The organism is Mycobacterium lehmannii (assembly GCF_002245535.1).
Lineage (GTDB): Bacteria > Actinomycetota > Actinomycetes > Mycobacteriales > Mycobacteriaceae > Mycobacterium > Mycobacterium lehmannii.
Map to the genome: position 1 here is coordinate 106,279 of NZ_NKCN01000018.1, position 13,203 is coordinate 119,481.

Genomic DNA, 13,203 nt, shown 5'->3' on the forward strand with positions numbered 1-13,203 from the left:
ATTGAGCCGCGTCGCGTCCTAGGCTGACGCCATGGGCTTGAGGCAACGGATCCCGCTGCTGAGGTGGTCATTCCTGCGGTTGGCGCTCGGCGTGCGCAACATCTCCACCACCGGTCAGGTCGGTGACGGGCGCGAGGCCGCGCTTCGCGACTACGTGGTGGCCAACGCGCGCCAGGGTGACATCGACGACGTCCTCGCGACGATCGACCGGTTCGCCTACGAGAAGTCCTTTCTGATCAATGTCGGCGACCAGAAAGGCGCGATCCTCGACGCCGCGGTGCGCCGCGCCGACCCTCGCCTGATGCTCGAGCTCGGCACCTACTGCGGATACGGTGCCCTGCGGCCGGCCAGGGCGGCACCGTCGGCGCGGATCTACTCGGTGGAACTCGCCGAGGCCAACGCCGAAATCGCCCGGGACGTCTGGGCGCACGCGGGCGTCGCCGACCGCATCACGTGCGTGGTCGGCACGATCGGCGACGGCGGTCGCACGCTCGACGCGCTGGCCTCCGAGCACGGGTTCTGCCCGGGCCAGCTCGACTTGGTGTTCATCGACCACGACAAGGCCGCCTACCTGGCCGATCTGCAGAGCATCCTCGACCGCGGCTGGCTGCACCGCGGCTCCCTCGTCGTCGCCGACAACGTGAAACTCCCGGGAGCGCCGAAGTATCGCGAATACATGCGCCGGCAGCAGGGCACGTTGTTCGACACCGTGGAACACAAGACGCACGCGGAGTACCAGTCGCTGTTCGCCGACCTGGTTCTCGAGTCCGAGTATCTGGGCGGACAACAGCCTTGACGGGTGGCTTCCACGCAGCTGGTGCGGGCGATCAACCTGTTTAGGGCGGTTTCGGCTACCGTGCCCGCGGGTGGGCGCCGGCCCAGACCTCGCGCAGCGCGTTGACCGTGACCATGGTGTAGATCTGCGTCGTGGTCACCGAGGCGTGGCCGAGCAACTCCTGCACGACACGGACGTCGGCGCCGCCGTCGAGCAGATGCGTGGCGAACGAGTGCCGCAGCACGTGCGGCGACACCGCGGAGGTGATTCCAGCGCGCTCGGCGGAGTCCTGCAACACCTGCCACGCACTCTGCCGCGACAGCCGCCCGCCGCGGGCGTTCAGGAAGATCGCGGGTGTGCCCCGGCCGCGGCGCGCCAAGTCGGGACGCCCTCGTACGAAATAGACGTCGAGTGCGGTCACCGCCGGCCTGCCGATCGGCACCAGCCGGTGCTTGCCGCCCTTACCGCGCAGCAGCACCGAACGAGCATGGGTGTCGACGTCGTCGATGTCGAGCCCCACCGCCTCCGAGATGCGCGCCCCGGTCGAGTACAGCAGTTCCAGCAGAGCGCGGTTACGCAGCGTAAGAGGGCTGTCGGCGTCGCTGTCGCCGCCCGCTGCCTCGAGGAGTGCCAACACCTCGTCGAGCGACAGACTCTTGGGCAGCCGCCTGCTCGGGGTCGGCGGCTTGACGTCCGAGGCGACGTCCAGTTCGGTCAACCCCTCGGCCGTCGCGAAGCGGTGTAGGCCTCGCACCGCGATCAGCGCTCGCGCCGCCGACACCGCCGACAGCGGGGCGGTTCCGGCCTCGGCGTCCCCGCGGCGCAACGCGACCAGGAACTCGCTGACATCGGTCTGGGTGACCTTGGTGAGGTCGTCGATACCGCGCGCGGTCAGGTGGTCGATGTAGCGACGCAGATCGCGGCGGTAGGAGCTCAATGTGTTGGCGGCCGCACCGCGTTCGATGGTCAGGTGGTCGAGATAGTCCTGGACCTGACCTTCGAGCGCGGATGTGAAGGCCGATGAGTCGCTTGCGCGAAGAGGAGACGATGTCGTCACGGGTGCCCCTGACGGCGACCGAACGCGGTGGGCCGATCGGTCCACGGTGCGTCGACGCTTCTCAGCGCGTCCGGGTCGGTGACGGTGTTGGCCGCCAAAATGCCGCTGACGGCAATGGAATTGACGATCTCACCGGCCAGCACCATGCGCACCGCCTCGTCGAGCGGATACCACCGCAGCGTCAGGTCGGCTTCCTCGTCGCGGGCTTCGGGGCGTCCGACGTCGGTGAGCCCGGTGGCCAGATAGACCCGCACGCTCTCGTCGCTGAAGCCCGGCGCGGAGTCGAGGTCGACCAGCACGCGCCAATCGGTGGCCGATAGCCCGGCCTCCTCCTCGAGTTCTCGCGCGGCGGTGACGTGCGGCGGTTCGCCTCCGAGGTCGAGCAGCCCGGCGGGCAACTCCCACAGGCGACGCCCCAGCGGATGCCGGTACTGGTAGACCATCGCGATGTTGCGGTCCTCGTCCATCGCCAGCACCGCGACGGCACCGTAGTGCTCGACGACCTCGCGGCGGGCGGTATGGCCGCCGGGCATGCGCACCTCGTCGGCGCGCAACGCGAAGATGTTTCCGACGTAGAGAGTTTTAGAAGAGACCGTCTCGAAGCCGTGGTCAGCCACGAGTCGCGGGCTCTTGCAGCAGGGCCCCGACCTCGTCGCCGTGGTCGACGCCGTTGGACCGCTGCTCGGGGATGTCCATACCGGGCAAGCGCTCCTCGGCCTTGTAGTCCAGGGCCGCCCCCACGAACGCGACGAACAATGGGTGCGGCCGGGTGGGCCTGCTCTTGAGCTCGGGATGCGCCTGGGTGCCGACGATGAAGCGGTGCGTGTCGCGCGGATACTCGACGAACTCGACGAGGTGGCCGTCCGGAGAGGTTCCCGAGAACCGCAGGCCGCTCTCGGCGATGCGGTCGCGGTACTGGTTGTTGACCTCGTAGCGGTGACGGTGCCGCTCCGACACCTCCGTGGCGTCGTAGGCTCGCGCCACGATCGAATCCGGTTCCAACACAGCCGGATACGCGCCCAGCCGCATGGTGCCGCCGAGATCGGCCTCACCTGCGACGGCGTCGCGTTGATCGGCCATGGTGGAGATCACCGGGTGCGGGGTGGTCGGGTCGAACTCCGCGGAGTTGGCCTCGGTGATGCCGACCGACCGGGCTGCCTCGATCACGATGCACTGCAGCCCCAGGCACAGCCCCAACACGGGCAGACCCCGCTTGCGGGCGTACTGGATCGCACCGATCTTGCCCTCGATGCCGCGGATGCCGAAGCCACCGGGTATCAGCACCGCGTGCACGTCGGCCAGCGCCGCGGCCGCGTCGCCGTCGACCTCGCAGTCGTCGGAGGCCACCCAGCGCATCTCCACCTTGGCCCGGTGCGCGAACCCGCCCGCTCGCAACGCCTCGGCCACCGACAGGTACGCATCCGACAAGTCGATGTACTTGCCCACCAACGCGATTCGCACCGTCTCATGCGGTTCGTGCACCCGCTGAAGCAGGTCGTTCCATTGTGTCCAGTCGACGTCGCGGAACGGCAGGTTCAGCCTGCGCACGACGTAGGCGTCGAGCTCCTCGCGGTGCAGCACCTTCGGGATGTCGTAGATCGACGGGGCGTCCGGGGTGGAGATGACTCCGTCGATGTCGACGTCGCACATCAACGCGATCTTGTTTTTCAGAGGTTCCGGGACATCCCTGTCGCAGCGCAGGATCAACGCGTCCGGGGTGATGCCGATGCTGCGCAACGCGGCCACCGAATGCTGAGTCGGCTTGGTCTTCAGTTCCCCCGACGGCGCCATGTAGGGCACCAGCGAGCAGTGCAGGAAGAAGCAGTTCTCCCGGCCCACCTCGTGGCGTACCTGGCGCGCTGCTTCCAGGAACGGCAGCGACTCGATGTCGCCGACCGTGCCGCCGATTTCGGTGATCACCACATCGGGACGCCGGCCGTCGACGTCCGGTGCGGCCATCTCCAGGATTCGCGCCTTGATCTCGTCGGTGATGTGCGGGATCACCTGCACGGTGTCGCCGAGGTACTCACCGCGCCGTTCCTTCGCGATGACCGTCGAATACACCTGTCCGGTGGTCACGTTCGCCGACCCCGTCAGGTTCCGGTCGAGGAAGCGCTCGTAGTGGCCCACATCGAGGTCGGTCTCGGCGCCGTCCTCGGTGACGAAAACCTCACCGTGCTGGAACGGGTTCATGGTGCCGGGGTCGACGTTGAGGTACGGGTCGAGCTTCTGCATCGTCACCTGCAGGCCGCGCGCGGTCAGCAGCTGCCCGAGGCTCGAAGCGGTGAGTCCCTTGCCGAGTGAAGAGACGACGCCACCGGTGACGAAGAGGTGCTTGGTGGCCGTTTGCGGATGTTTGCGTAACGCTGGCAAGAACGACCTCCGTGACGACGGGCAGGGCTTACGTCTCTAGGCTGATTCCTAGTTTGGGGCCTGCCGACCCACGGAACCCCACCTTAACACCGAGGGCGACACCGCGTCGGTGACGCGCCGAGGACCTGAGCGTCGGGGGCCTTGGCGTGCGACGAGCTACTGCGGCACGGTGACCGACGTCGCACCCTGGCCGATGCCGTACTGGCCGGGCTTGCCGCCATTGGCCAGATCGCCCAGCGCCAGCACCGAGGTGATGCGGCCGGATTCGGTGCCGACGTCGTCGACCGTGCTGACCGCCGAGGTCAGCGCGGGATCCGAGCGCGTCACGGCGATCGCCGCGGTCCCCGATGCCGATCCGTCGCGGCCGACCAGGACGGTGCCCGAACCGTGCGGGGCCAGCCCGCCGGCGAATCGGGCCACGGTGGCGCCCCGGTTGCCGGCGTCATCGCCCAGCGGTCCGCCGGTCACGATCACCGCCGTGTTCGCCGCGCCCACCCGGTCGGTGTAGGTGATGAAACCGGTGTCGCGCAGCGTGGCGAGCACCGTTTCGCGTTGCGTGTCATCGACGGTCTGCACCTTGGGATCGCGATCGATCAACAGCGCGATGCCCAGCAGGTCGCCGGCCTGGGAGCCTTGGTCCACCGACGTGGTACTGAGCTGTTTGCCCGCCGGCACGATCGGCGAGTTGACCACCGACAACAGCTTCTCGGCGGCGTTGGCCTCGACGAACTGTGGTGTCAGCCCGACGGTTCCGCTGACCGTTCCGCCGGCCTGACCGACGAGTCGTGTCATCGCGTCGACGTCGTCGTCAGCGGCGTCGGGGGTGCGAAACAGCACCACCGATTTGTCGAGCAGTGTCTCGCGGAGAATGCGCGGTGACATCTGCGCATCGAACTCTCCTGCCGCGCCGAGCTTTTCGTTGAGCGCGTTCCTCTCGTCGGTCAGGGTGTTGATCCGCTCTTGCAGCTCGTTCTTGTCATCGCGCAGCCCCGAGAGCACGGTGTTGGACAGCATCCCCGATCCGAGTGCGACACCGATGGCCAGCGCCAGGAACACTGCCGCGAGCGAAATCGCGTGTGTGCGTAGCGATATCATCGGGCGCTCCTAGGTGACCCAGCCCTGGACCCACAGCGAGAAGCGGTTCCAGTAGTCCACGATCCAGTCCAGCAGCGCGGCGTCGACACGGGCCACCCACAGCGCGACGATCACCGCGATCAACACGGCGAGCACCAAGAGCGCGATCGCTCCGCCCGACACCCGGCTGCGGTACAGCGTGGCAACGGCTTTGGCGTCGACGAGCTTCTCCCCCACCTTGAGCCGGGTCAGGAACGTCGACGGATTGCTCTGCTGGCGTGCGCGGTCGAAGAACTCCTCGATGCTGGCGGTGTGGCCGGCGGTGACGATCAGCGACGCGCCGTGATGGTCGCACAGCAGCAATGCCAGGTCGGCGGCCGATCCCGCAGCTGGAAACGTCATCGCCCCGACTCCGAGGTCCTGGATTCGTTCGAGACCGGCGGCGTGCCCGTCGGCATCGGCGGGCAGCACCACCTGCGCCCCGGACCGCAGCACCTCAGCGCTCATCTTGTCGGGGTCACCGACGATGAGTTGGGGCCGGTAGCCCGCCTTGCGCAGCACGTCGGCACCGGTACCGACGCCCACCAGCACCGGTTGGTACTCCTTGATGAAGGGTTTGAGTGCTTTGAGGTCGATGGCGGCATCGACGTCCTCGGCGACGATCACGACGTGGCGGCGGTCGAGGTCGACGTCGATGTCGGGGATGCCGATGCCGTCGATCAGCAGCGGGCTCTCACTGCGGATGAACTCGATCGTGTTGCCCGCGAACGCCTCGAGATGGGCCACCAACCCGCTCTTGGCCTCGTGCATCAGCTCATGGATTTCGTGAGCGGTGCGCTCGACACCCAATACGAGGCGGCGATCTCCGGTGTAGACGCCGCCCTCGTGCAGACGCACCCGCGCGCCGTCCTTGACCTTCTTGAAGACGTCGTCGCCGGTGTCGTCGATCAGGGTGATCCCGTTGGCGACCAGAACCTCGGGCCCCAGGTTGGGATAGCGCCCGGAGATGGAGGGCGAGGCGTTGACCACGCCGGTGACACCGGCCTCGACGAGCGCATCCGCGGTGATGCGGTCGAGGTCGAGGGCGTCGATGACGACGATGTCGCCGGGGGTGACGCGTCGCAGAAGTCGATCGATGTCGCGGTCGACTCTGGCCGTGCCGGTGATGCCCGGACGTGAGCTGGCATTACGAGATAGCAGCGCTGACATCTTCATGCGCCGATTTTGTCGATATCAGCGAGCTATCTGTCGGAGGCGCGCCGTATCATCTGTCCCTTTTGTCACACAGGTAACACTCAACGCGATGGTTCGAACAGTTCCACGAGATTGCCGGACGGATCAGAGATCAGGGCCTGACGTCCGCCGCGGCCGGTGATGACATCCGCGCGAAGAGACACGCCGGCGTCGGACAGCCGGGAGACGGTGTCGTCAAGGTCGTTGACTTCCAACTGGATTCGATTCCAGCCACCGGGAGCGGGCCTGCTCCCGTCGCTGAGCGCCTCCCCCGCTCCGCCTCCGCCGCCGGGTGAGTTCAACAGCAGTCGCAACTCGTCGCGATGGAGCATGGCGAACCCGGGTCCGGGTCTGAAGTCCACGTCAAAGCGCAAGTGGTTGGTGTAGAACTGGACGGCTGAATCGACGTCATCCACTATGTAGCGAACGCTAACAGTACTCATAATTGCACCTCCTGGAGGTTATGATACAGAAATGTCCCAGAAAGGTCGACTCGATCCGCGCGCAGACCACTCACGCCGAACGATCCTTCGCGCCGCCCTCGACGAGTTCGCCGAGGTCGGCTACGCCGGGTTCCGGATGGAGTCTGTCGCCGCTCGGGCGCGCGTGGGCCGCAGCACGTTGTATCGGCATTGGCCGGACAGGACCGCGTTGATCGCCGACGCTCTCGAGACTCTCAATGTTCAGCCGGACCCTGGGCGGGAAGTACCCCCCGGGACGGCACGTGAGCAGGTTCAAATTCTGCTGGAGCACCTCGCCGGCGCCCTGAGCGATTCGGCCGTCTCGGCCTGCATCCCCGCGCTCGTGCACGCCGCGGAGACCGAACCGGACATCCGCCGGTTCTTCCAGGAATACTCGGCGCTACGACGCCGGCGGCTCACCGCCACCATCGCCTCCGGTGTCGGCGACGGGCAATTTCCGGCCCGCGTCGATCCCGAGGCCGCATCGGTGGCGCTGTCGGGTGCCCTGTTCTACCGGCGCCTGGCGACCGACGAAGCCGCGGAGCCGAAATTCCTCAGCGCGCTGATCGACACGGTGCTGGGCGGCTAACCGCCTTCGGCGCGTTCGTTCTGCGCCGCCTCGAGCAACTCGCGGGCGTGGGCGCGGCCGCTGTCGGATTCGCCGAGTCCGGCCAGCATACGCGCCAGCTCGGCCACCCGCTCCTCGTCGTCGGCATAGGCGGCGACTTGCGGCAGGTGCGTGACGACGATGACCTGGTGGGTGCGAGCCAGCCGGCCCAACCGACGGCCGATCTGCACCGCGGCTCGGCCTCCGACTCCGGCATCGACCTCGTCGAACACCATCGTGGTTCCCTCCGCGGACGACGACAACACGACCTCGAGTGCCAGCATGACCCGCGAGAGTTCACCGCCCGATGCGCTCTTGTTCAGGGGCAGAACATCGGTGCCGCTTGTGGCGAAGCCGAACTCGACATTGTCGACGCCGTCGCGGCCGGCATGCACCGCCTCGCCCGACGGCAACACGACCGGCGCCGAGTCGTCGGCGCGTGCGAGCAGCGGGCCCACGGACACTGTGAACACCGCCCCGGCCATGGCCAGCCCGGACAGTTCCGCGGTCACCGCTTTGGATAGACCCTTGGCGGCCTTGGTTCGCGCCTTGGTCAGGTCGGCGGCTGCGGCGACGGTCTTCGCCTCGAGTTCGTCGACTCGATGTTGCAGACCGGCGAGCGCTTCCTCGGACACGTCGAGTTGATCGAGCCTTTCCCGGGCCTCACGGGCCCACTCGAGCACGCCGTCGATGTCGGCGGCGTACTTGCGGGTGAGGGAACGGAGTTCGGCCTGCCGCGCGAGCTTGGCCTCCAGCGCGCTGGTGTCCGTCGGCAACCCGGACAGATAGGTGCCGAGTTCGCCGCTGACATTGGTGATCACAGCGACGGCTTCGCTGAGCTGGTCGGCCAATGCGCTCAACGAGGTGTCCCCAGTGGCCTCCAGCGCCGATTTTGCTTGTGCGACACCATGGGCCGCGGACACCGCGTCGGGCAAGGGGTCGTCGGGTCCTGCGAGGGCAGCGCGGGCGATCTGGGCCGCGTCGCGTAACGCGTCCAGTTCGGAAAGCCGCCGGATGTCGTCGACGAGCGCGGCATCCTCACCCGGTTGCGGTGCAGCCGCATCGATTTCGTTGAGCCCGAACTTCAGCCGGTCGGCTTCGAGCGCCAGCTCCCGCGCTCGCTGTGTGCGGTCCAGGAGATCGCGCCGGGCCGACAACCACTCCTCCCGCACGCGGCGGTACTTCTTCAGCTGCGTTTCGACGTCGGCGAACCGGTCGAGCGCGCCGCGTTGTTCATCGGGGCGCATCAACCGCAGCTGGTCGTTCTGCCCGTGCAGCGTGAGCAGTTCGGCGGTGAAACTGCTCAGCGATTTGGCCGGGACGCTGCGGCCACCCAGATAGGCACGCGACGGGCCGTCACGGCTGACCGAGCGGGCCGCGATGACCGAGCCGTCGTCATCGCGTTCGGCACCGGAGCTGTCGAGAATCTCATCCACCAGCGACGCCACGCCATCACCGAGTTCGGTTGTGGTGAAACGTCCTTCGACAACCGCACGGTTGTCCCCGGAGCGCACCCTGGTGGCGTCGGCGCGTGCGCCGCCGAGCAGGTGCAGACCGGTGACCACCATCGTCTTGCCGGTACCGGTCTCGCCGGTCAGCACGGTGAAACCGCGATCGAATTCAGCGGTCGCGGCGCTGATCGCACCCAGTGACTCGATACGGATCTCGGAAAGCACTACTGCCCGCGCCACCCCGTGACCGGCAAGCGGAACTTGCGCACCAGGCGGTCGGTGAACGGTGCGCTGTCGAGGCGTACCCACTTCACCGGGGTTCCGCACCGGGTGACCTCCACGCGTCCACCGGCTGGAACCACCATCTCGCGGCGCCCATCGCAGAACACCAACGCGTCGTGGCTCCTGGCCTCGACCTCGATCGCGATGGCCGATTCAGGGCTGGTGACCATCGGCCGGGCGAACAATGCGTGAGCGTTGTTCGGTACCACCAGGATTGCCTCGAGGTCAGGCCACACGATCGGCCCGCCGGCGGAAAACGCCCACGCTGTCGACCCGGTCGGCGTCGCGACCAGCACGCCGTCGCAGCCGAAGGACGACACGGGGCGGCCGTCGACCTCGAGGACGGCTCCGAGCACTCCGAGCCGGGGCCCCTTCTCGAGGCTGGCTTCGTTGAGCGCCCAGCCGCGGTCGACGATCTCGCCGTCCACCCGCACCACCACGTCGAGCGTCATCCGCTCCTCGACGCGGTAGTCACGCTTGACGACCCGGTCGAGCACCGTGTCGATGGAGTCGGCCTCCGCCTCGGCGAGAAAGCCGATACGGCCGAGATTGACACCGAGCACCGGGATTTCGACGTTGCGAGCGAGTTCGGCAGCGCGTAGAAAGGTCCCGTCACCGCCGAGGACGAGTACGAGTTCGCAACCCTCGGCGGCGCGCTCGTCGGCGTCGACCACTTCGATCTCGACGCCGAGCGAGCGGATGTCGTCGGGCGAGACGGGAACGGGCCCGCGGTCCACGGCTTCGGCCGACAGAACTTTGAGACCAATTCCGTTGTCGCCGAGCACCTTCTGCACACGCCGGGCGACCTCGGTGACTTCGTCGCGGCCGGTGTGCACCACCATGAGGATCGCGCGGTCGGTGTTCACTGCGGACCCTCCGCGACGGCGGTACGGACGGCGGTCTCGAGGTCGTGTCCTTCCAATCCCCCGCCGGCGCGCAGGTGCAGGAAGTACTCCACGTTGCCGGAGGGCCCGGGAAGCGGGCTCGCTGTCACCGCGACCGGATACCAGCGCAGTTCGGCGGCGCGTCGGGCCACCGACAGGACCGCCTCGGCGCGCAACGCCGGATCGGTGACCACGCCTCCGGCACCGACCCGGTCCTTGCCGACCTCGAATTGCGGCTTCACCATCGGAACGATATCGGCGTCAGGTGACGCGCACGTCGTCAGCGCCGGCAGAACTGTGGACAGTGAGATGAACGACAGGTCGGCGACGATCAGGTCGACGGGTCCGCCGATCACGTCGGCAGTCAGCTCGCGCACATTGGTGCGCTCCATCACGGTCACCCGCGGATCGTTGCGCAGCGACCAGGCCAGCTGTCCATAGCCGACGTCGGCGGCGATCACCTGGCGGGCGCCCCGGTCGAGCAGCACTTCGGTGAAACCGCCCGTCGACGCGCCGGCATCCAGGCATCGCTTGCCGTTCACCGGGAGACCGAAGGCATCCAGTGCGCCGATCAGCTTGTGCGCACCCCGCGACACCCAAGTGCGCTCGTCGGCACCCTCGATGGTGAGGCTGGCCGTGACCGAGACGGCGGTCGCGGGTTTGGCGGCTGGCATCCCGTCGATGCTCACCCGGCCCGCACCGATAAGTTCGGCCGCCTGCTGGCGGGACCGGGCCAACCCTCGTCGCACCAACTCGGCGTCCACTCGCGCGCGCCGTGCCACGGCGCTCAGCCCTTCTCGACCGACTCGAGCGCCTGCACGAGCACGTCGTGCGCCTCTTCCAGTCGGGCCGCGAGCAGCTCGACGTCGTCGTCGGTCAGGTCCGCGAAACCCGAGCCTTCTTGCGCGGGGTCCGGCAGGTCTGCCAGCAACTCCGCGATCCGGGCGCGGATCTGTTCGGGATCGGTACTCATATCGAGGTTCACGCTAGCTGATTCGACTCGGGAAGCAGGGACCAGCGTTGCAGGGCCTGTTGGGCGGTGTCGTCACCGGCGGTGATCGCGACCGACCGGCCGTCGAGGCCGGCGTTCCATACCGCATCGGCGGTGGCCCGAACCACTGACAGGGCGTCGCTGGGTTCGTGGCCTGTGGAGTGCACCGTCACCGTCGGTGACGCGACGTCGATGCGCCAGGCGGGGTGGGTCTCGATGCGCAATGCGGCCGACGGGATGCCAAGCGACCGCAGATCGGCAGCCAAGTAGGTCGGCCGCTCCGAGGACTGTGCACGGACGAGGTCGACGGCCGTGCTGACGCCGGTGAGCACGAGCAGGCTGGGCAGTCCGGCGGCGTTGGCCCCGGCGATGTCGGTGTCGAGGCGATCGCCGACCACCAGTGGGGCCTGAAAGGTGCCTCGGGCCAGGGCATCGGTGAGCAGAGTCGGTTGTGGCTTGCCCGCCACCTGGGGTTCGCGGTCGGTCGCCGCGCGCAGCGCCGCCACCATGGATCCGTTGCCGGGCAACAATCCCCGTTCCGACGGCAGGGTCCGGTCGACATTGGCCGCCACCCACAGGGCGCCGGCCCGGATGGCCAAGGCCGCTTCGGCCAAGTCGGGCCAACCGGTCTGCGGTGAGTGCCCCTGCACGACGGCGACCGGTCCGTCCGACCACTGACGGACGGGTTTCAGCCCGACGCGAATGACTTCGTTGGCGAGTGCTTCGGTCCCGACGACGAGAACGACTGCCCCAGAGGGCAGTTGGGTGGCCAGCAGCCGTGCTGCGCTCTGTGCGCTGGTGACGACGTCCTCTGGTGCGGCGCTAAAACCCAGGGCGTGAAGATGTCGGGCGACGTCGGCGGGCTCACGCGAGGCGTTGTTGGTGACGTAGAGGGTGCGTGCGCTGATCGTGGCGAGCGTATCGACCGCTCCGACGGTGGCTTCGTGTCCGCGGAAAACGGTGCCGTCGAGGTCGAGTAGAAGGCAGTCGTGCTCATGCGCGAGGGCATCCACCTCAGGAGAGCTCCGTGATGCGTTCTTCGGCGTCGGTCACGCCCTCCAGGTCGGCGGCGGCGGCGTTGATGAACCACTGCAGCGCGTCCTCGTTGCGGCCAAGGGCCAGAAGCGTTTCGGCGTATACGTAGAACAGGCGCGCCGCCGTCTGTCCCTTACGGCTCGGATCCAGTTGCGGCGTCGACAGAAGCGCCAAGGCCTGCTCGTGCTGCCCGAGATCGGAGCGAGCCCCGGCCACAACGATTTTGAGCTCGTCGGCGTCGTCGCCGGTGAGCTGGGCGGCCTCCGGGCTGCGAGCCAACTCGATCGCGCGCTCCGGACGTCCGACACCGCGTTCGCAGTCGGCAATCAGTGCGAGAAGGGATGATTTGCTGCCCATCCGCCTGGCGGCGCGCAGTTCGGCGAGCGCCTGCGCCCAGTCGCCGCAGTGGTAGGCAGCGATGCCGACCGCTTCGCGCACCGCGGGGATGCGGGCGGCGCGGTTGCGAGCGGCGCGGGCGTGTTCGAGTGCGGTCTGTGGATCGTCGTCGATGAGTTGGCCGGCGGCCACCAGGTGACGAGCCACGAAGTCGGCGGTCGAGCGGTCGAGTGTCGTGAGCTCACCGCGCACGTCAGGCGCGAGTTGCCTTGGCTCGATACCCTCCGGCATCGGCGGACCTGGCGGCTGACGGGATTCGTCGGGCTTGGGCTGCGCCCTGCGGGCCCGGTTCGGACCGGAGCTGCGCGGCGCTGACTGCTGTGGGCGGCGCCTGGCGTCGCCGTCCCTTCTGTCCTGAGCCACGTATGCCTTTCTACCCGATGTAGGAGTCTCGCGATAATACGTAATGAATTGTCGCGAAATAGAATTACCCCCCACGCAATCGTGGGGGGTAATCCTAATTTGTGTTCGGCGGTGTCCTACTTTTCCGCCCGGGTGGGGCAGTATCATTGGCGCTGGCAGGCTTAGCTTCCGGGTTCGGGATGGGTCCGGGCGTTTCCCTGTCGCTATTGACCGCCGTAACT

General features: G+C 67.8%; 14 protein-coding genes and 1 rRNA gene. 2 read left to right on the forward strand and 13 right to left on the reverse strand.

All coding sequences use genetic code 11. The features are described 5' to 3' along the window. Positions 1-31: 31 nt before the first annotated feature. Positions 32-796 carry an O-methyltransferase gene (locus CEX87_RS19225; protein WP_094288682.1) on the forward strand — a complete coding sequence of 255 codons (765 nt, stop codon included), beginning with the start codon at positions 32-34 and terminating at the stop codon, positions 794-796. 55 nt (positions 797-851) lie between these two features. Here CEX87_RS19225 and xerD read toward each other — a convergent pair whose 3' ends face one another. The 6 genes from xerD to CEX87_RS19255 form a co-directional block, all read right to left on the reverse strand. Continuing rightward, the gene (gene xerD, locus CEX87_RS19230; protein WP_094288684.1) at positions 852-1,832 is read right to left on the reverse strand and encodes a site-specific tyrosine recombinase XerD; all 981 of its coding nucleotides are present in this window, start codon (positions 1,830-1,832) and stop codon (positions 852-854) included. Next, a complete protein-coding gene (locus CEX87_RS19235) occupies positions 1,829-2,449 on the reverse strand; it encodes an NUDIX domain-containing protein (protein ID WP_094288686.1) in 621 nt (206 codons plus the stop codon). Before CEX87_RS19235 ends, xerD begins: the two co-directional genes overlap by 4 nt. Next, positions 2,442-4,205 (reverse strand): CTP synthase, encoded by a 1,764-nt coding sequence (locus tag CEX87_RS19240; RefSeq protein WP_064419188.1) that lies wholly within the window; start codon positions 4,203-4,205, stop codon positions 2,442-2,444. The genes CEX87_RS19235 and CEX87_RS19240 overlap by 8 nt, the downstream gene beginning before the upstream one ends. 156 nt (positions 4,206-4,361) lie before the next feature. Beyond that, complete coding sequence (locus tag CEX87_RS19245) at positions 4,362-5,300, reverse strand: copper transporter (protein WP_064396515.1); 939 nt, start codon at positions 5,298-5,300, stop codon at positions 4,362-4,364. A gap of 9 nt (positions 5,301-5,309) precedes the next feature. Beyond that, positions 5,310-6,494 (reverse strand): putative cytokinetic ring protein SteA, encoded by a 1,185-nt coding sequence (gene steA, locus CEX87_RS19250; RefSeq protein WP_094288688.1) that lies wholly within the window; start codon positions 6,492-6,494, stop codon positions 5,310-5,312. A gap of 80 nt (positions 6,495-6,574) precedes the next feature. Next, complete coding sequence (locus tag CEX87_RS19255) at positions 6,575-6,955, reverse strand: VOC family protein (protein ID WP_064419191.1); 381 nt, start codon at positions 6,953-6,955, stop codon at positions 6,575-6,577. A gap of 31 nt (positions 6,956-6,986) precedes the next feature. On the opposite strand from CEX87_RS19255, the gene CEX87_RS19260 reads away from it, so the two are divergent. Then, complete coding sequence (locus tag CEX87_RS19260; RefSeq protein WP_064419192.1) at positions 6,987-7,562, forward strand: TetR/AcrR family transcriptional regulator; 576 nt, start codon at positions 6,987-6,989, stop codon at positions 7,560-7,562. Here CEX87_RS19260 and recN read toward each other — a convergent pair. The 7 genes from recN to rrf form a co-directional block, all read right to left on the reverse strand. Continuing rightward, positions 7,559-9,256: a DNA repair protein RecN gene (gene recN, locus CEX87_RS19265; RefSeq protein WP_094288690.1), complete on the reverse strand. Its 1,698-nt coding sequence runs from the start codon at positions 9,254-9,256 to the stop codon at positions 7,559-7,561. The genes CEX87_RS19260 and recN overlap by 4 nt on opposite strands. After that, complete coding sequence (locus CEX87_RS19270; RefSeq protein ID WP_064419418.1) at positions 9,256-10,155, reverse strand: NAD kinase; 900 nt, start codon at positions 10,153-10,155, stop codon at positions 9,256-9,258. The genes recN and CEX87_RS19270 overlap by 1 nt, the downstream gene beginning before the upstream one ends. Before the next feature lie 20 nt (positions 10,156-10,175). After that, entirely contained in the window at positions 10,176-10,979 is an 804-nt protein-coding gene (locus CEX87_RS19275; protein ID WP_094288692.1) for a TlyA family RNA methyltransferase, read from the reverse strand. A 5-nt stretch (positions 10,980-10,984) separates the two neighbouring features. Further along, positions 10,985-11,170 (reverse strand): hypothetical protein, encoded by a 186-nt coding sequence (locus CEX87_RS19280; protein ID WP_064396545.1) that lies wholly within the window; start codon positions 11,168-11,170, stop codon positions 10,985-10,987. Positions 11,171-11,178: 8 nt separating this feature from the next. Then, the gene (locus CEX87_RS19285) at positions 11,179-12,201 is read right to left on the reverse strand and encodes an HAD-IIA family hydrolase (RefSeq protein ID WP_094288694.1); all 1,023 of its coding nucleotides are present in this window, start codon (positions 12,199-12,201) and stop codon (positions 11,179-11,181) included. 1 nt (position 12,202) lies between these two features. Beyond that, the gene (locus tag CEX87_RS19290; RefSeq protein ID WP_094288696.1) at positions 12,203-12,982 is read right to left on the reverse strand and encodes a tetratricopeptide repeat protein; all 780 of its coding nucleotides are present in this window, start codon (positions 12,980-12,982) and stop codon (positions 12,203-12,205) included. A gap of 103 nt (positions 12,983-13,085) precedes the next feature. Next, positions 13,086-13,200 (reverse strand): 5S ribosomal RNA (rrf, locus tag CEX87_RS19295). Positions 13,201-13,203 lie beyond the last annotated feature (3 nt).